Origin of the sequence: Methylophilus sp. 5 (genome assembly GCF_000515275.1) — a bacterium.
Classification (GTDB): domain Bacteria; phylum Pseudomonadota; class Gammaproteobacteria; order Burkholderiales; family Methylophilaceae; genus Methylophilus.
This window is the reverse complement of the sequence record NZ_KI911560.1, coordinates 1,292,776-1,312,225: the sequence shown is the minus strand read 5'-3', so window position 1 is coordinate 1,312,225 and position 19,450 is coordinate 1,292,776. Positions and strand designations below refer to the sequence as shown.

Sequence of the window (19,450 nt, the reverse complement as noted above, 5' to 3'; positions counted from 1 at the left end):
CACAATTTCTGCGTGCAATGCTGATGATTCCGCCGTGGTATTCAACGCACGTATCCCCTATGTATATGATTGTTAGTCTATTAACAACGGTTATTGCAGGTTGATACTTTAGTTTACATTTGTCATCATGCGCCCAAATTCAGGAAAAAACACCATACAGAGTGTGGTTTTTAATCGAAAATATGCAAAGAAATGTCAGCCATGCAACCAATGCCACACCAGCCTGGTATAGCGTGGCATCACAACGTACACCATCAGTGCGACCACCACAGCCGTCACCACAAAGGTATGCAGCACGCGGCTGTGCGGGAGACCACCCGCATCGAGCAACGGCACCACCAATAGTGGCAGCACACTCACCAACGGAAAAATAGCCGACCACGTCAGTAAAAACTGCTTCCAGCGCACAGGTGGTTTGGCAGGCAACTGCGTGCCTTGCATAAACAGAAAATCGAGGCCGCTATTCACCTGGTAACTATCCTCCCCCACCAGCAAGTGGCTGACCTTGGCGATTAATGTCTTGCGCACTGGCGAGTCTAGCCATTGTTTGAGATGTTGCTCTGTTTGGTAGCGTATCATCACCGAATAAGTGTCGGTGTAACCTGCCACGGGCCGGATAATGTGCCAGTCAAGCACCCCTTCAGAAGACCGACACAGTGGGCCAATTTCGTTTAACCACGCTTCGTACTCGCGTTGAAACACCGGACTGACGCGGTGGGTGATCACCACACTCGCGCCTGATAACGCCGTCGCTGTTGCCACACTTTTCACCATATTGACTCCTTCTTGTTGTAATTGGCTCCTAATCTAAGCAACAAACAGCGGTTTGAGCTCGGTCACTGCCAAATCAATAAATGCGCGCAATTTGGGCGGCATAAAGCGTTGCTTGGGGTAGACCAGATGCACCGCATCTGCTTGCCCGCGCCATGCTGGCAACACCCGTTGCAAGCGCCCCGCCTGTACCGTAGGCTGGCAGATAAAGGTAGGCAACAAGGCAACGCCCTGCCCGTTTTCTGCCATAGCCTGCACCACGCCGATACTATTCACCAGCGTACGCCCATCCAAAGGTACCCGGAGCGACGTCGTCCCTTGTTGCAAATCCCAGTGATGACGCCCCATCGGTGTAAATTGCACCGTTTGCTGCTGGCCAAGATCTGCAGGCGTTGTCACCTGCCCGGCAGACTGCAAATACTGCGGGCTGGCAAACATGGCCCACTGTATGGTGCCCAGTGATTTGGCAATCAAGCTGGAGTCACGCAGCTCGCCAGTGCGAATCGCCACATCCACGCCTTCTGCCACCAGGTCAACATAACGCTCTGTCAGCATCAACTCTAGCGACAAAGCAGGATAGATTTGCTGCGTCTGCGCCACCAGCCCCCCCAGCAAGGCGTCACCCAAATCGGCAGGTGCTGTCACCTTTAATACCCCTTGTGGTTGCTGACGCGCTTCATCCAGCGCGGCTTCAGCCTCCAGCAAATAGCCCAGGCCAGTAGAAGCATGCTCAAAATACAGGGCGCCAGCCTCTGTCAGATTTAAGCGACGTGTCGTACGCTGTAACAAGGTCACCCCCAGCCGTTGCTCTAACCGCGCCACCCGCGTGCTAATGGTAGAGGTTGGCAAACCCAATTGACGGGCCGCTGCACTAAAACTGCCCGCCTGCACTACTTTCACAAACACTGCCGCTTCATTAAAGTCCATGGTGCTATTGTTCATTTAAATGAAAAGTAATTTTATATTTAACCATCTAGTGCTGTAAAAGTCATCTGTTTATAGTGTGAACCATGCAAACACGCACACAGCGCTGAAAGGAAATCATCATGAAAAAACTGGCTTTTATCAAACGTAGCAACGGCAACCATTGGGTGGGTGACGGCTTTCCGGTACAAAGCATTTTTTCTTACCGTGACATTGCCAATGACATTTCACCTTTCCTGTTAATGGATTACGCCGGGCCTGCCAGCTTTGAAGCCACCACACAACGCCGTGGCGTTGGCCAGCACCCGCACCGTGGCTTTGAAACCGTGACCATTGTTTACGATGGCCAGGTCTCACACCACGACTCTACCAACGCCGGTGGCACCATCGGCCCGGGTGAAGTGCAGTGGATGACTGCAGGCAAAGGCATTATTCATGAGGAATATCACGGCGATGACTATGCACGCACGGGTGGCCCGTTTGAAATGATCCAGTTGTGGGTCAACCTGCCGGCCAAGGACAAAATGACCGCACCCGGCTATCAAGGCATTACCCGCGACCAGATTCCTGAGGTCGCATTGCCAGCAGAGGCAGGCAAAGTGCGCGTGATTGCCGGTGAATATGCTGGCCAGAAAGGCCCAGCCAATACCTTCAGCCCGATGAATGTGTGGGATGTACGCCTGAATGCCGGAACACGCACCACCTTCACGCTGCCAGAAGGTCACACCACCGCCATTTTTGTGCTGCATGGCGCGGTAAAAACCGGTGAAGTGCATACCATCCGCCCAGCCGAGCTGGCCGTAATGCAGCGCGAAGGCAATGAGCTGGTATTGCAGGCGCAGCAGGATACCGTGTTACTGTTACTCAACGGTGAACCGCTGAATGAGCCGGTAGTGGGCCATGGCCCGTTTGTCATGAACAGCTGGGAAGAAATTGACCAGGCGATTAATGACTTTAACCAGGGCCTTTTTGCCACTGCATAATGGCTTGCAAAGTAGTCCAACATTTTAAAAAAGGAAACACGGTCGTCAGTATTCACACTTTACGCTGACGGCCGTGATCTCCACCCGACTAAATCCATTGAGAGGATATTCACCATGAACAACAAACCTTATGTACGCCTGGACCGTGACAATGCAGTGGTTTTACTGGTAGACCACCAGGCGGGCTTATTATCGCTGGTGCGTGATATTGAACCAGACCGCTTTAAAAACAACGTGCTGGCATTAGCCGATGCCGCCAAGTTTTTTAACCTGCCGACCATTTTAACCACCAGCTTTGAAAGCGGCCCCAATGGCCCATTGATGCCAGAGTTAAAAGCGCTGTTTCCAGATGCGCCTTATATTGCCCGCCCTGGTCAGATCAATGCCTGGGATAACGAAGACTTCGTCAAAGCGATTAAAGCCACCGGTAAAAAGCAATTGATTATCGCTGGCGTGGTCACTGAAGTCTGCGTGGCTTTCCCTGCCTTGTCTGCGATTGCAGAAGGTTTTGAGGTTTTTGTGGTGGCCGATGCCTCCGGCACCTTTAACGAACTGACGCGAGATGCTGCATGGCGCCGCATGGAGGCCGCCGGAGCGCAAATGATGACCTGGTTTGGCGTGGCCTGCGAGCTACACCGCGACTGGCGTCATGATATTGAAGGCCTGGGCGCATTGTGCGCTAACCATATTCCTGACTATCGCAATTTAATGACGGCATTTAACAGCCAGCAAACAAAGTAATTCATCAGGTTGACCTCAACAAAAAGGCCCGTATCGGGCCTTTTTTATGTGCACAATGGCTTGCACAGGCCACCCCCTCTCACCTCTGACTGATCCCAACACTCGTGCGCGATACCTGCATAACATGGTGTTGCGCAAACATCTTTCTTGTTTTAACAAAAAATAATAATTGGTGCTTGGTGTATCATTATCACGAATGAGAATTATTCTCATCAATTAAAAATCGTGATGGCGATGACTTTATACATCCATCACCCATCCAATTCGTCGAGACAGAAATCATGACCAGCAGTCAGCCGCCTATGGCAAGTAGCCCACTCAGTCCGCAGCAAGAAAAGCGCTTGCTGTTCACACTGGCTGGTATCCAGTTTTCCCACATTCTCGACTTTGTGATCATGATGCCCATTGGCCCGGCGCTGATGTCCGCACTGGATATCAACACCGCACAATTTGCCTGGCTATTGTCTATTTACACTTTAACCGCTGCCGTCAGCGGCCTGGTGGCTGCCACCTTTGTCGACCTGTTTGAACGCAAAAATATCCTGCTGGTGCTATTTAGCTTGTTTGTACTGGCGACGTTGTCATGTGCGCTGGCGCCAGACTACCAGACACTACTGATCACCCGTGGCCTGGCAGGTATATTTGGTGGCGTGCTGGGCGCCATGCTGCAAACACTGGTAGCTGACCTGATCCCGTTTGAGCGGCGCGGTCAAGCCAGCGGCACGGTGATGTCCGGCACAGCGGCCGCCATGGTGCTCGGCGTGCCCACCTCCTTATTTTTAACCAACAGCATCGGCTGGCAAGCACCATTTGTGGTGATCGGCAGCGTCGCAGGCCTGTTTTTGTTATTGGCCATGCGACATATCCCCAGCCTGCCCAAGCCAGCGGCCATGCAACGCCACTGGCGGCAGGCCGCGCGCAATATGCAAGCCGTGCTGGCCAACAGCAATCACCTCACCGGATTACTGTTTATGGCACTGGGCGCATTTTCGACCTTTACCGTGATCCCTTACCTGACCTTGTACTTAACCGGCAATGTGGGCCTGAGCATGACGCAAATGCCATGGGTCTACATGCTGGGTGGCCTGGCCAGCTTTTTAAGCGCTCGCCAGATTGGCCGCCTGGCCGACCGCTGGGGAAAAGTACAGACCTACCGCCTGATCGCAACCCTTTCAATGCTGCCTATCCTGCTGCAAACCCATTTACCTGTGGTGGCGCTTGGCTGGGTGTTGTTGTGCAGCACAGCATTTTTCATGATAGGCACCGGCCGTGCCATTCCTGCTATGGCAATCACTATTTCGGCCATTCATCCCCCGTTACGTGGCACTTTTATGTCGCTCAATGCCGCTATCCAAGAGCTGGCATGTGGCGCAGCGGCACTGGTTGGTGGCCTCATCATTACACAATTGCCAGATGGCAGCCTCAGCGGCTATGGCCATGCTGGCTGGCTGGCAGTGGGCCTGACCTCGGTCACGATCATGCTGGCGGGGCGCATTCAAATGCTCTCCGGCCCCAAGCCTGCCCCCGGCAATCACAAACCATCTGCAGCCTAAAACGTAATTTTCATCTAACTCACATGAGGATAGCCATATGAATGATATTTTCAGAGGACTGGTAGGCGACCCGCAAGCAGAAAAACTGTTGCTACGCTATCGCCAGGACACGCCGTTTTTCTTTACCACGCCAGAACAAACCATGATGGCCGAAGGATGCTATGCCACTATTCCGGCAACCAGCAATATGGCCGAACTGAATACAGCAGTGAACACTGCCCTACAGCAGGCACAGAAAAATGGCCATCCTGATCCGATTGTGGTCGGTGCCATTCCGTTTGATACCCATCAAGCAGCCTGCCTGTTTATTCCAAAACAAATTGTGCATGCTGGCCCACTGGCCAGAGAAGGCTACTTGCCTCCACCGCGCGCAACCGATGGCCAGGTCACACCGACCCCGGCACCTGAAAAATACGCAGATGGTGTAGCGGCCGCCGTCAGCCAAATCCGCGATAAGCATCTGAGCAAAGTAGTGCTGGCGCGGACGCTGGAACTGACCACACAGCAACCTGTAGATATGCAGGCATTATTACAGCGTCTGGCATGGAGCAATGCGCTAGGCTATACCTTTGCCGTTAACCTCGGGGCAAACGGTCAAGGCACACTGATAGGCGCCAGCCCCGAATTATTACTGAGTCGCCAGGGAAAATATGTACGCTCCAACCCTTTAGCTGGCTCGATTCCACGAGTGAAAGATAACCGCGCAGACCTCAAACGCAGCCTGGGCTTGCTGCAATCAGACAAAGACTTGCACGAGCACAAAGTAGTGGCAGATACCGTGGCAAAAGCCCTCAGACCCTATTGCAAAATGCTATCGGTGCCTGCGCGGCCCTCTGCGATTCACACCGAAACCATGTGGCATTTATCCAGCGACATCCATGGTGAGTTATCTACCCCAGCAGCCAGCGCCCTAGCGTTAGCCGCCAGCTTACACCCGACACCCGCAGTGTGCGGCTACCCATTCACCCAGGCACGTGAACTCATCGCCAAGCTGGAAGGCTTTGACCGTGGTTTTTATTCCGGCATGGTCGGCTGGTGCGATGCCGCCGGTAACGGTGAGTGGATCGTCACCTTGCGCTGCGCCAAGGTCAATGGCCAGCATGTGCGCCTGTTTGCCGGTGCCGGAGTCGTTGCCGACTCAGAGCCACAGCACGAACTGGCCGAAACCACGGCTAAATTCAAAACCATGCTGAATGCGCTGGGCATGGTGCAAGAAGGAGCTTACTGATGCTGACCCATTGCACGCCATGGCCGCCAGAAACCGCGGCCCACTACCGAGCGCAAGGCTATTGGCGCGGTGAGACATTCTCTGAAATGCTGGCAACACGCGTCGCAAAATATGGCGACAAACTGGCAGTGGTCAGTGACACCCGGCGCTGGAGCTATAGCGCACTGGGGGCCGAAGTCATGCGCCTCGCACATGGCTTTCACAACCTGGGCATTGGCCATGGTGACCGCGTGGTGGTGCAACTACCCAATTGTGCAGAATTTATCGCCACTATTTTTGCACTGTTCCGCTTGGGTGCCGTGCCCGTGTTTGCATTACCGGCACATCGTCAGCTAGAAATCAGCTACTTTTGCCAACATGCCGAGGCCGTGGCCTATATCATTGCCGACCGCGCCGAGCACTTTGACTATCGCCCACTGGCACGCGAGGTACAAGCCAATAGCCCAAGCCTCAAGCATATTATTGTGCTGGGTGAGGCCCAAGAGTTTCATACTTTAACGGACTTACCCACGCAACCAGGCGAACTGCCGGCAGGCCCAGGTGCCGAAGAAATTGCATTTTTACAACTGTCTGGCGGCAGTACGGGCACGCCCAAGCTGATCCCGCGCACCCATGACGACTATCTGTACAGTGTGCGTGCCAGTGCAGACATTTGCCAGTTAACGCCAGACAGCGTCTACCTGAGCGTGATCCCGGCCGGACATAATTTTGCACTCAGTTCACCCGGCTCACTCGGCACTTTGTATGCAGGCGGTTGTGTCGTGATGTGTGCCCACCCCAGCCCGGATATTGCACTGGCATGGATGACGCGCCAACAAGTCAGCATTGTCGCCCTGGTACCGCCACTGGTGCCGGTCTGGCTCGATGCCATCAAACGCAGCCAGCCTGATCTGCGCCATTTAAAACTGCTGCAGGTGGGCGGTGCGCGGTTCAACAGTGCCATGGCACAACGTGTCATCGGCGAGCTGGGGGTAACCTTACAACAGGTGTTTGGCATGGCTGAAGGCTTGGTCAACTACACCCGGCTGGATGACCCATTAGAGGTGTTGCTGCATAGCCAGGGCAGACCCATTTCAGCCGATGATGAAATCCGCATCGTCGACGATGAAGATCAGCCGGTCGCCGCTGGCGACATTGGTCATCTGCTCACGCGCGGCCCTTATACCATTCGCGGTTATTACAAGGCCCCCGAACATAATGCACGCGCATTCACCGCCGATGGCTTCTATCGTACTGGCGATATGGTGCGCATGACCGCAGAAGGCAATCTCGTGGTGGAGGGCCGGAATAAGGATCAAATCAACCGTGGTGGCGAAAAAATTTCTGCCGAAGAAGTAGAGCATCAATTGCTGATCCACCACTTGGTGGTGGATTGCGCGATTGTCGCCATGCCAGATGCTTATATGGGCGAAAAGAGCTGTGCCTTTGTCGTGGCACGGGATAAGAGTTTGCGCCAGATTGATTGCGTACGGTTTCTGCGTGCACGTGGCCTGGCGGGTTATAAAATTCCTGACCGCATTGAATTCATCAACGAATTACCTAAAACCGGTGTCGGCAAGATCAATAAAAAAGCATTACGCCAGCAAGTCACTCACCAACTAACGGCTAATACATCCGCTTTACTGAACACACACGAAAGTTTTTCTTATGGCAATTCCTAAAATCGCTTCTTATGTCATGCCCGCGCTCACTATTGATAATCGCGTCAACTGGGAAACGGATGCACTGCGTGCTGTGCTGCTGGTACATGATATGCAGGATTACTTCCTGGATTTTTATGACCGTACCCAGACGCCTGTGCCTCAATTACTGGCCAATATCAGACGTCTGATTGATCAGGCACATGCACTGGATATTCCAGTGATCTACACGGCCCAACTACCACAACAAACACCACAAGAACGTGGGCTATTGCAAGACATGTGGGGGCCGGGACTCACCGCGCAACCACACGGCAAGCAGATTGTGGCCGAGCTGGCACCGCAGGCACAAGATCTGGTGCTGGATAAATGGCGTTACAGTGCTTTTCAGAAGTCAACCTTGCAGGAAATGATGTTTGACCAAGGGCGTGACCAGCTCATTATTTGTGGTGTGTATGCGCACATAGGCTGCATGATGACCGCCTGTGATGCCTTTATGCGCGATATTCAACCCTTTTTTGTTGCAGATGCGTTGGCAGACTTTTCAGCCGCAGAGCATGCCATGGCACTGCAATATGTGGCCCAACGTTGCGGCGTGACCATCAGCACTGGCAATCTGCTCGACCACTTGCGTACCCTGCTGCCTGCCTCGCTGCCTGCCCTCAAGGCCAGCATCGCCAACTTGCTACAGATAGAAGCCAGCCAATTACAGGACGACGACAACCTGCTCGACTGGGGGCTGGATTCGATACGTATTATGTCGTTGGTGGAGCGCTGGCGCCAGGCAGGTGTAGACCTGAATTTTATGGCGCTGGCTGAAAATCCGACCCTTGCCGACTGGTGGGCGCGCCTCAACCAACAGGAGATGGCCTATGCTTAAGCATGCTTTTTTACGCACGCGCACAAGCAACGTTGCGGTGTTACGCTTTAGCCTGTTCGCGATGTTAGGCTGGCTGCTGCACCTCTCCCTGGCCCAGGCAGACACACTGCCGCTTCCCACGCACTGGGCACCCACACAACTATCAAACAGCCTGAGTTTTGACCTGACCTCCAGCTATACCGGCCAGCAATACCGCATTGTGCTCGACTTGCCGCACAAAGCGCCGCCTGCCGGTGGCTATCCGGTGCTGTGGGCACTCGATGGCCTGGCCAGTGTGCCGATGATGGAAGTGGCCCGCCCCAGGCCGCCCTATGCCAACGAAAGTGCGCAATGGCGCAAAAAAGTAGGGGAAGAACCGGCAGGGCTGATCGTAGGCATCGGCTATGCCAGTGGTGTTCCGTTTGATATCAACGCACGGGCGCAGGACTATACTCCGGCCACCAGCGCAAAAACCGGTGACTCTTTTTCTACCAAGCATGGCGGTGCCGATGCCTTTTTGAAGTTTTTAACGTTGGAGCTACGCCCACTGCTCGCACAGCATTTTGAGCTTAATCCAGAAAAAAATACCTTGTTTGGGTTTTCGTATGGTGGCTTGTTCACGCTGTATACACTGAGCACACAGCCACAACATTTTCAGCGTTACTGGGCCGCCAGCCCATCGCTGTGGTTTGGCGAGCACCAGACCATCAAGCAGTTACCAGACCACTTAACAGCACTGCAACAGGTACACACCATCAACCGCGTCATGATTACCGTCGGCACAGACGAGCAATTTCCAGCCAGCTTTGCCTCTGCTGAACAACAAGCAAAATTGCAGAGCCGTACCATGGTCGACAATGCTGAGCGCTTTGCCACCTTGTTGCAACAAACTGGCTTGCCTGCTAGCAAAGTGCAGTTTCAGCGCCTGCAAGACCATGACCACGAGGACATGCTGATGCATGGCGCCAGAGCTGTGCCAGCATTCGCGTTTGCGCCTTAGGTTCATCGCCCACACTTTCCCTGATCCATCGGGATGGCACGCGCCATCCCCAATATTCTGCGCCGCCCGCCGGGCAGCGCCTATGCCGAGGATGCTTCCATGAATACAACATCAAGCCGTTTACCCACCAGCGCTGCCCAATATGGCATCTGGATGGGGCAGCAAATGGTGCCAGACAGTCCCAGCTACCTCACCGCAGAAGCCATAGAACTGCATGGCGTACTCAATGTTGAAGCACTGCGCCTGAGTGTCACCGAAGTGCTAAACAACTGCCAAACCCTGCATATGCGCTTTGAAATGAATGACGAAGGCTTGTGGCAATGGCCACAACCTGCTGCAACGGTGCTGGAGATACACGACTTTCGTACAGCACCTGACTCTGAAACTGCAGCGTGGCAATGGGCCAAGCAATCGCTGGCCACCGTGTGCCGCCCGACCCAGGACGCGCTGTATCGCACCGCGCTGCTGCAACTAGCTGACGACCGCTGGCAATGGTATTTGCAGGTACACCATATTGCGCTGGATGGTTACGGTTACGGCATGGTGTGCCAGGCAGTTGCCGCACGCTACAGTGCCCATGTCAGCGGCCAGGCCTTGCCACCGCTGCCTGACTGGTCGCTGCATAAGGTATTAGAGGCCGAACGCCAGTACAACACCGATGGCAGGTTTGAGCGCGATAAAGCCTTTTGGACACAGCATTTGCAACATGCGCCCGCCTCTGCGGTGGTCGCCCCCGCCCAGGAGTTCTCAGATGAGGTGCTACGCCACGGTGTGCGCCTGAACAAAGAACATGTTGCCAGGCTGGAACACGCCGCCCAGCAATGCGGCCAAGATTGGGGCAGCTGGATGCTGGCCGCCATCGGGGTGTGGCTAGCCAAACAATCTGGCCAGCAGCAACTCACTTTTGGCCTGCCGGTCATGAACCGCTTGGGCACTCCGGCGCTGGGCATCCCCTGCATGGCGATGAATATTGTACCGATGAGTGTTTACGTTGACCCGGCGCAGGACATGTGCGCCATGAGTCAGCAGCTCGCCAACAGCCTGCGTACCATCCGGCCACATTTGTATTACCGTTACAGTTGGATACGCGGCGACCTCGGCTTGCTCGAGGTACAAAAGCATTTGTTTAACCAGGCGGTGAATATCATGCCATTTGACCGCCACGCGCCGTTTGCTGGCTTGCAAAGCACCATACACCCGATCAGCGCGGGCCCGGTCAAAGACCTGAATATCAGCGTATTTGTGCTCAATGGCGAATGGCAGTTATTACTCGAAGCTAACCCGAATGCTTACGACAGCGAGCGCCTGGCAGAGTTACATGCAGACTTGTCACACTGGCTAAACCAGTTAGCGGCACATGCGCCGCAAGCCGCCCTCGCCCCATTGCTACAAGACTTGCCACCATTGTCATTGTTACGCGGAGAGGCGTTGCAACAGCCAGCGCAACCGATGCTGCAACGTTTATATAAAACGGCGTTTAGCCGCCCCAACCACCCGGCCCTAGAATGGCAAGATGACACAAGTAGTCATCACTCACTCAGCTACCAGGCCTTGCTACACCAGGTGATTGAAATGGCTGCGCAATTGCAGGCGAATGGTTTGCAGCCACAAGACCGTGTCATTATCCTGCTGCCACGCAGCCCAGAAGCAATTATCGCGATTTTAGCTACCTTGTGGGCAGGCGGCTGCTATGTACCACTGGACCCGCTCGGCCCAGCTGGCCGACTGGACATGGTGTTGACCGATGCGGCGCCGCAACAAGTGATTACGCGGACAGAATGGGCACACAACGCGGGCAACTTGCCAGTGGTGTACATGGCGACATGCGCACATGAACAAGCGGCAGCCGATGTGTCGGCTATTTTCAACAATCATCCTCTCGCCCGGCCGCTGCCGGTAAGCCCCGAAGACCCGGCCTACCTGCTGTATACCTCAGGCTCTACGGGCACACCCAATGGCGTGCTAATGAGCCATGCTGCATTGGCGCACTTCGTGGCCAGCGCCGGTCAGCTCTATCAAGTGCAGGCCAATGACCGTGTACTGCAATTTGCACCATTACATTTTGATGCCAGCATAGAAGAAATTTTCCTCTCGCTATGCCATGGTGCCACACTGATATTACGTACCGACGCCATGCTGGACGCTATCTCGAGCTTTACCGGGTTTATCCAGCAGGCACAGATTAGCGTGCTCGACCTGCCAACGGCATACTGGCATGAACTGGCCTATGCGCTGACCCCAGCCCTGGCTCGCGACCTGCACAGCGTCAGGCTAACCATCATCGGCGGCGAAGCCGCCTTGGCCGAGCGCGCACGGCGCTGGCAACAGTTGCTGCCTGACAATGTGCTGCTCAACAGCTACGGCCCCACTGAAGCATCAGTCATTGCCACTACTGCCATATTAAACGGGCCACAAGCCGTGTGGGATGGCAGTGACCAGGTGCCGATTGGCTTGCCACGCCCGGGCGTACAGGCGCTGGTGGTCGATGAACGCTTGTACCCGGTGGCGGCAGGCAAACCTGGTGAGTTACTACTGTGCGGCGATGCGCTGGCCATGCATTACCACCGCAATAGCGCGCTGACAACACAACGCTTTATTACCCCACGCATCATTTCGCCTGCGTATCAGGACTTTGCCGTGCGCGCGTATCGCACCGGTGACCTGGTGCGTTTGCAACAAGGCCAACTACAGTTTTTAGGCAGATTGGATAATGAAGTCAAAATCAGCGGACTGCGCATTGACCCGGCCGAAATCGAGAACGCATTACTCAGCCACCCGAGTGTGCGTGAAGCCGCCGTGGTGACTCTGCCGCGCCAACCCACTGGCGTGATATTGGCTGCCTTTGTCGTGTGTGCCGATACACCGGCAACGATGGATCATGCCAGCGCATTGCGGACAGCACTGGCAGACCTGTTGCCTGCCGCCGCGGTACCTGACCATTGGCGTGTTGTATCCGAATTGCCGCGCAACCTGAATGGAAAAATCGACCGCAAACAGTTAGCAGACAGGCTGGCCTCACAACAGCCAGCCAACGTGCCGCAAGCGAGCCCGCTTGAGCAGCAGATCATGCAGGTTTGGTATGAGGTGCTGGGCGTGATGCCCGAGCATGTACACGCCAATTTCTTTGACCTGGGTGGCAAATCACTGCAAGCGATTCAGGTATCGAGCAAGCTGGGGCAATTGCTGCAACGTGAAATTGCCATCTCGGCCCTGTTTAACCATGCCACCGTGCAGGCGCTAGCCAAAGCACTCAGCGCACCGGTGGCGCATCGCCCACCGCCTAGCCAGTCGGCACAAGCGTTCGCCCCCATGTTAGCCATCCAGCAAGGCGCGCATCCTGCACTGTTTTGCCTGCATCCAGCAGAAGGGTTGTCATGGTGCTATCTGGCACTGGCACGGCATTTACCGGGCATTGCCATTTATGGTTTGCAGGCAACGGCAGACAGCGCCTTGCCTGACAGCTTTGCCGCCATGGTAGAAACCTATGCCGCGCGTATCCGCCAGCAGCAAGCACAGGGGCCTTATCGTTTGCTAGGCTGGTCGCTGGGTGGTGCACTGGCACACGCCATCGCCAGCCACCTGACGCAGTTGGGTGAGCAGGTCGAATTGGTCGCGCTGATGGACAGCTACCCGGCACCCGCTTTTGCCGACTGGCGTGCCCCAAGCCTGCACGATGCCTTAATTACCTTGTTGAGTGTGACCGGCGAACTTGAAGCTGAAACGCCTGAAGCCATTTACCAGCGCTTGCTACGTCCCGGCAGCCCGCTTGCCTCGCTAGGGCGAGAAGCACTCGAGCGCCTGGGCGAAACAGCACTGCATGGCATGCAGCTGTTTCGTGCCAGCCAAACACCGCATTACCAGGGCGACCTGTTGCTGTTTCAGGCCGCCGAGCGCGCACCAGATACCCCGCAGCCAGCCTCCTGGCTACCTTATCTGCAAGGGCGGCTCGATTGTGTGGTGATCAACTGCAACCATTTTGGCATGAGCGACCCGGCGCCCATGGCCGCCATTGGCCAGGCACTGGCTGAGCGGCTACTGATCAAACCCGCGCCTGAATTAGCCATCGCGCAGGAAGTGAGTCTGGTATGAAAGGCCAGCTCGCCATTGTGACCGGTGCCGCACAAGGCATAGGCGCAGCCGTGGTGGCCGCACTGGTTGAACAAGGCGCGCGCGTGGCCGCGCTGGATATCCAGGCCGAGACCTTACAACGCGCCATGCAACCCTATGGCGATCGCGTGACTACCTATACGGTAGATTTGAGCCGCAGCCAAGAGGTCAGCGCTGTGGTTGAGCGTATCGCCGCTGATTTGGGTGAAATCGACATGCTGGCCAATGTAGCGGGCATACTGCGCATGGGCAGCATTTGTGAATGCAGCGACCAAGACTGGGAGCGTATTTTTGCCGTCAACACCCATGGTCTGTTTTACCTGTCACGCGCCGTGGCTAGGCACATGATGGCGCACAAACGCGGCCGCATCGTCACCGTAGGCTCCAATGCGGCGGCCATTCCACGCATGCAGATGGCGGCTTATGCAGCATCCAAAGCGGCGGCTTGTCACTTTGCAAAATGCTTGGGGCTAGAACTGGCGCCTTACGGCATCCGCTGCAATATTGTCTCGCCCGGCTCTACTGATACCGAGATGCAGCGTCAGCTATGGCAATCTGGCAGCGATGCCAGCACCGTCATTGCCGGTTCTCTGCCGCATTACCGTACCGGTATCCCGCTTGGCCGCATTGCCGATGCGCAGGATATTGCCAACACAGTGCTGTTTTTGCTCAGTGATGCTGCCCGCCATATCACCATGCACGACTTGCGGGTAGACGGCGGGGCGACGCTAGATGCTTAGTCGTTGTTGGATGTCATGATGACAACGCTTAGCCAAATGCATGTGCAACACGAAAAAACCTTGTCCGGCACGGCCATACACGGCCTTCAAGCGTTGCCATTTGTGCGCCACGTCATGCTCTTGCCAACTGCGCATTTACCGGCCGGGGTGCAGGTCTGGCAGTTGATGCTTGCTAGAGATGCGGCAGCAAGCCTGGTCACCGAGCAACAATATCAGCAGCTACTCACCTTGCTGGCGGTTGATGAGCGTGCGCGCTGCAAACGCTATCACCGCCTGGCTGACCGTATACGCTATGCCGTGATGCGCGCTGCGCTGCGCCATTTGATTGCACATCACTTGCAGCAACCCGCACACTGTATTCAATTGGGATTAAGCGCTTTTGGCAAGCCCTGCCTGCGCGCACCGGCGGCACCGTTACAATTCAACCTGTCACATAGCCAGCAGTTAGGCCTGATTGCCTTATCAGCACAGCGGCCAGTGGGTATAGACATAGAAGCATTGGCGAGCACACAGCAGCAGCGTGCTCTGCTCAGCGTATTCAGCCCACGTGAACAGGCTTATTGCCTGCAACACCCGCATGCAACTGACTGGACACAAATCTGGACCGGCAAAGAAGCCGTCTTAAAAGCCTTGGGCACAGGCCTGACAGCAGAGTTAACGACGCTATCGGTGTTACCGATGGCAACACACCTTGAGGTGTCACTGGCAGAGACAAAGACTATGCAAATACAAGCCTGGCCATTGGCCGTGGCCTATGGGTATCAAGCAGCCCTGGCTTTGCTATAAGCGGGTTTGCGACCAGTTAGCCCTGGTTACGGTAGTGTTTGGGCAAGGTGCCAAAATGGCGGTGAAACGCGGTTGAAAAATTAGCCTGGCTGCTATAACCGGCAATTTCCGCCGCCTGCGTCACACTGACGCCATCATCTCTCAACGCATGGGCAGCGCGCTCCAGACGGCATTGGCGCATATAGTCAAAAATGGTTTGGCCGTGAATCTGCCGGAACTGCTGTTGTAACGTATTTGCATTACACCCTATGTATTTGGCAATCGCGCGCATGTCGAGCTGGTCTGCCTCGCCACTGTCTATCAATGCTTGCAGGCGCAGCACGCGTTGGTAGGCCGTGGTTGACATCTCTACCGGCGCCACAGGTTCTGCGGGCAATGTCTGCGACAGTGCATGCACAATCAACTCCAGCGCACGGCACTCCTGATGCAGCATTTGTAACGGCCCTTCACTGCCCACCGGATGTATCAACTGCTCGGCAATGGCAATATCACGCGCGGTCGGGTTCCAGTTGTGAATCGCCAGGCCATCCTGAAACAGGCTGGGCTCAAAACCAGCCGCCGCCAGCCAGACCGGGGTTAAGGTTAACACCACCATGCGCTGACGGCTGCCAGCGTGCGAGTGCCGCTCAAAATTAACCGGATCATGAATACTGACCACTACGCCTTGCGGCACGGCGTCCGACCCTTCGCCGACGTCCAGTTGCAGCGTTTGCTGCCCCATCACCACCTGTGCATTGCCTTCAATCTTTAACATGATCTTGATGCAGGGCTCGTGAATCACAAACTGCGTACGCATGTCATGCAAATGCACAATGTCGGTGCAGTGCAAGGTCATGCCCTCACGCACGCGTGTAAAAGAAAAGTCGCCCTGCATCAATGGGGCGGCCTTGCCAATATCCGGCGACAGCAAGCGATGCTCCTGCCCGAACTTGGCATGCAGGTTTGCTATATCAATATCATGGTCTGCCGACAGTCTGCGCCCAGACGACAATTTGCCTGCCTGACGCTTACTGGAGCTTGGGATTGGTGTGCGCACAAACATCTTTCTTGCTTAAGCAAACAAAACTGACCTGCCCGCCAAAAGGACAGATGTTAAAATTATAAATGATAATCATTCTTATTATAACAACTCATCGTGCTTCTTGAAACAGTGTGCGGAAATAGCAACCCTACGGAAAAAATATGCCTTTAATCACTCATCATCACCCTTCTTCATTTAAATTAAAAACGCTGTCAGCCATGGTAATCATGGCCTGCGCGACACAAGCCTCTTTTGCCGCAGACGCAGTCACCAGCAACATACAAACACTCGAAGAAATAACCGTTTCTTCTGCCCAGGAAGAGCTCAAACAAGCCCCTGGCGTGTCTGTCATCACGGCTGAAGATATTGCAAAACGCCCGCCTACCAATGATTTGTCTGAAATCATCCGCACCATGCCCGGCGTTAACTTGACCGGCAACTCGACCAGCGGCCAGCGCGGCAACAACCGCCAGATTGATATCCGCGGTATGGGCCCGGAAAACACACTCATTCTGATTGATGGCCGCCCGGTGAGCAGCCGTAACTCGGTGCGCTATGGCTGGCGCGGTGAGCGTGATACCCGAGGGGACACCAACTGGGTGCCACCAGAGCAGGTTGAGCGCATTGAAATTATCCGCGGCCCAGCGGCCGCGCGTTATGGCAACGGTGCCGCCGGTGGTGTGGTCAACATCATCACCAAGGCTGCTGCCAAAGAGACGCATGGTTCCGTCACCGCTTATACCAGCGTCCCGGAAGACTCGGTTGATGGCGCGACCCGCAGACTCAACTTTGGCTTGAGCGGCCCAATTACCGACACGTTGTCTTACCGCATTTACGGCAACATGAATAAAACAGACGCCGATGATGTTGACATTAATGAAGGCCATGCGACGCTACGCACCGGCATTTATAGCAACTCTTTTCCAACAGGCCGCGAAGGGGTGCGCAATCGTGACTTGAATGGTCGTTTAAGCTGGCAGGTGAGTGACAATCATCGCCTGGACCTGGACGCCACGTTTAGTCGGCAAGGCAACATTTATGGTGGCGATGCCCAAAACACCAATAACTTCACGACCACAGCCCCAGGCGGAACGACACCCAGTCCGACGACAGACCAAATCAACGCGTATTTAGGACGCGAAACGAATATTATGTACCGTGAAAACTATGCGCTGACCCATCATGGCAAGTATGACTTCGGTACTTCGATGGCTTATTTGCAGTATGAACATACGCGCAATAATCGCCTGAAGGAGGGGCTTGCCGGAGGGACGGAAGGCTTGTTTTCATCGACCGATCCCGGATTTCAAACCTCGGAGCTAAAAAACTATACTGGTCACGCCGAAACAACCCTCCCTGGCAAAGTTGGCGGCTTAAGCCAGATGCTGACCGTGGGCACAGAATGGGTACGCCAAACACTGGACGACCCTAACTCAATGACACAGACCCTGTTGGGCGGCAATGTGCCAGGACTAACCGACACTGGCCGCAATACGTTCAGTGCGGCTAATATTTTTTCGGTGTTTGTCGAAAGCAATATTGCATTGACCGACAGCACACTGTTAACGCCAGGCCTGCGCTTCGACCAGCATAGCAAAGTCGGTGATAACTGGAGCCCGTCGATTAACCTGTCACATAGCATGACAGAAAACTGGACGGTTAAAACCGGCATTGCACGCGCTTACAAAGCACCTAACTTATACCAGATTAATACCGACTACCTGCTATTCAGTAGAGGCGCTGGTTGTTATGGCGGTGCGGCCTGTTACTTGCAAGGCAATGATGACCTCAATGCAGAGCACAGCATCAATAAAGAAATCGGGCTTGAATACAAAGCAGGTGCCGTGTTGGCAGGTTTAACGTTCTTCCGTAACGATTACAAAGACAAGATTGATGCCGGTCTTACCCCGACAAGCCGCGCCACCACGGGTAGCCAGGCCAATATTTTCCAGTGGTCGAATATCCCGGACGCGCTGGTACAAGGCTTTGAAGGCACGCTCAAGTTCCCCCTACATGACAGTGTGATGTGGACCAACAACTTCACCTACATGACAGACTCCATCAATAAAAAAACGCGTGATGTCTTATCTATCATCCCCCAATATACCGTCAACTCAGTACTTGACTGGAAAGTGAATGACCAACTTGGCTTGCAAACCACCATGTCTTTATTTGGCAAACAAAAACCAAAGAAATTTGACTACCATGGCGACCGTGTGAGTGGCGACGCTGCCAACGAACTAGATAGCTATGCATTATTTGGGATCAATGCCAGTTACAAGTTTTCCAATCACTGGCGCATGACCACCGGCATCAGCAACCTGTTTGATAAACGCCTCTACCGTCGCGGGAACGCCTCTGGGATTAACAATGGTTTCGGCATTATTTCTGGGGCCGGGGCCGAAACTTACAACGAACCGGGACGCGCATTTTACGTGTTACTGAATACCTCGTTCTAAGACGGACCCAACACAGAATACGCCATTATTCTGCGCGCTCAACCAGCCAACACCTGGTTGAGCGCTGCTTTTTGTTTAAGCAACCACAATGTAGCTATTAAAAAATATCAGGAGAGAGATACATGCACCACTTGAAAGGCCATTTGCCGACCCACGAACCCAGCCGCTACCTAGTCGGCCTCTGTAGCCACTTTCGGCGAAAAATCGAGGTTGAATATACCGATACACAAGGCCTGGCAAGGTTTCCCTGGGGTAATTGCGTACTCAGGGTACAAGACGGCGTACTCGAGTTTGAGTGCCATGCCATGTCGGATGAAAACCTCAAACAATTACAATATGTGCTTAACGAGCACATTGCCCTGTTCTCACGCAAAGCCCCCATGACAGTAAATTGGCAAATACCTGAAGAATAACGGAACTTATTTTAAATCTACTGAGTCTAAATATGTGCATGGCATTTTTCCGTGCAACACCCATATAGCATTTCCTACACAACAATAGGAAATCTGCTGATTAAGTATTCAGGTCAATGAGCGTAATCTGCACTTGTCGCGTTTGAAATGAAGTGTCGAATGCATTTCGAGTTTCATTCATAACAAGACAAATACGGCAGCCTTCACGGCTGCCGTTTGTACTCA

The 19,450-nt window shown here is 54.4% G+C and carries 15 protein-coding genes; 12 read left to right on the top strand and 3 right to left on the bottom strand.

Going from position 1 to position 19,450, the window contains the following annotated elements:
* Positions 1 to 195: 195 nt before the first annotated feature.
* Together METH5_RS0106185 and METH5_RS0106180 are read right to left on the bottom strand one after the other, a co-directional pair.
* Positions 196 to 774 (bottom strand): antibiotic biosynthesis monooxygenase, encoded by a 579-nt coding sequence (locus tag METH5_RS0106185; RefSeq protein WP_036307663.1) that lies wholly within the window; start codon positions 772 to 774, stop codon positions 196 to 198.
* Between the two features lie 33 nt (positions 775 to 807).
* Positions 808 to 1,698, bottom strand: coding sequence for a LysR family transcriptional regulator (locus METH5_RS0106180; protein ID WP_029147684.1), 891 nt, complete (start codon positions 1,696 to 1,698; stop codon positions 808 to 810).
* Positions 1,699 to 1,817: 119 nt separating this feature from the next.
* On the opposite strand from METH5_RS0106180, the gene METH5_RS0106175 reads away from it, so the two are divergent.
* The 10 genes from METH5_RS0106175 to METH5_RS15195 all read left to right on the top strand — a co-directional run bounded on the left by METH5_RS0106175 (position 1,818) and on the right by METH5_RS15195 (position 15,332).
* Positions 1,818 to 2,678 carry a pirin family protein gene (locus tag METH5_RS0106175; protein WP_029147683.1) on the top strand — a complete coding sequence of 287 codons (861 nt, stop codon included), beginning with the start codon at positions 1,818 to 1,820 and terminating at the stop codon, positions 2,676 to 2,678.
* Positions 2,679 to 2,792: 114 nt separating this feature from the next.
* Positions 2,793 to 3,419: an isochorismate family cysteine hydrolase YcaC gene (ycaC, locus tag METH5_RS0106170; RefSeq protein ID WP_029147682.1), complete on the top strand. Its 627-nt coding sequence runs from the start codon at positions 2,793 to 2,795 to the stop codon at positions 3,417 to 3,419.
* A 281-nt stretch (positions 3,420 to 3,700) separates the two neighbouring features.
* The gene (locus METH5_RS0106165; RefSeq protein WP_232410958.1) at positions 3,701 to 4,972 is read left to right on the top strand and encodes an MFS transporter; all 1,272 of its coding nucleotides are present in this window, start codon (positions 3,701 to 3,703) and stop codon (positions 4,970 to 4,972) included.
* A gap of 37 nt (positions 4,973 to 5,009) precedes the next feature.
* Entirely contained in the window at positions 5,010 to 6,200 is a 1,191-nt protein-coding gene (dhbC, locus tag METH5_RS0106160; RefSeq protein WP_036307659.1) for an isochorismate synthase DhbC, read from the top strand.
* Positions 6,200 to 7,861, top strand: a complete 1,662-nt coding sequence (locus tag METH5_RS14805) for a (2,3-dihydroxybenzoyl)adenylate synthase (protein ID WP_051412876.1) — start codon at positions 6,200 to 6,202, stop codon at positions 7,859 to 7,861. The genes dhbC and METH5_RS14805 overlap by 1 nt, the downstream gene beginning before the upstream one ends.
* Positions 7,848 to 8,720, top strand: coding sequence for an isochorismatase family protein (locus METH5_RS0106150; RefSeq protein WP_029147679.1), 873 nt, complete (start codon positions 7,848 to 7,850; stop codon positions 8,718 to 8,720). The genes METH5_RS14805 and METH5_RS0106150 overlap by 14 nt, the downstream gene beginning before the upstream one ends.
* Positions 8,713 to 9,699 carry an alpha/beta hydrolase gene (locus METH5_RS14800; protein WP_051412874.1) on the top strand — a complete coding sequence of 329 codons (987 nt, stop codon included), beginning with the start codon at positions 8,713 to 8,715 and terminating at the stop codon, positions 9,697 to 9,699. The genes METH5_RS0106150 and METH5_RS14800 overlap by 8 nt, the downstream gene beginning before the upstream one ends.
* 33 nt (positions 9,700 to 9,732) lie before the next feature.
* On the top strand, positions 9,733 to 13,788 hold the full coding sequence (locus tag METH5_RS14795; RefSeq protein WP_198290685.1) for a non-ribosomal peptide synthetase: 4,056 nt from the start codon (positions 9,733 to 9,735) through the stop codon (positions 13,786 to 13,788).
* Complete coding sequence (locus tag METH5_RS0106135; RefSeq protein ID WP_029147678.1) at positions 13,785 to 14,546, top strand: 2,3-dihydro-2,3-dihydroxybenzoate dehydrogenase; 762 nt, start codon at positions 13,785 to 13,787, stop codon at positions 14,544 to 14,546. The genes METH5_RS14795 and METH5_RS0106135 overlap by 4 nt, the downstream gene beginning before the upstream one ends.
* A 15-nt stretch (positions 14,547 to 14,561) precedes the next feature.
* The gene (locus tag METH5_RS15195) at positions 14,562 to 15,332 is read left to right on the top strand and encodes a 4'-phosphopantetheinyl transferase superfamily protein (protein WP_081726712.1); all 771 of its coding nucleotides are present in this window, start codon (positions 14,562 to 14,564) and stop codon (positions 15,330 to 15,332) included.
* A gap of 16 nt (positions 15,333 to 15,348) precedes the next feature.
* Here METH5_RS15195 and METH5_RS14785 read toward each other — a convergent pair whose 3' ends face one another.
* Complete coding sequence (locus METH5_RS14785; RefSeq protein WP_157381503.1) at positions 15,349 to 16,368, bottom strand: AraC family transcriptional regulator; 1,020 nt, start codon at positions 16,366 to 16,368, stop codon at positions 15,349 to 15,351.
* 146 nt (positions 16,369 to 16,514) lie between these two features.
* On the opposite strand from METH5_RS14785, the gene METH5_RS0106120 reads away from it, so the two are divergent.
* On the top strand, positions 16,515 to 18,812 hold the full coding sequence (locus METH5_RS0106120) for a TonB-dependent siderophore receptor (protein WP_036307656.1): 2,298 nt from the start codon (positions 16,515 to 16,517) through the stop codon (positions 18,810 to 18,812).
* 122 nt (positions 18,813 to 18,934) lie between these two features.
* Positions 18,935 to 19,225, top strand: a complete 291-nt coding sequence (locus tag METH5_RS0106115) for a DUF2218 domain-containing protein (RefSeq protein WP_029147676.1) — start codon at positions 18,935 to 18,937, stop codon at positions 19,223 to 19,225.
* The last annotated feature ends 225 nt before the right edge of the window (positions 19,226 to 19,450 follow it).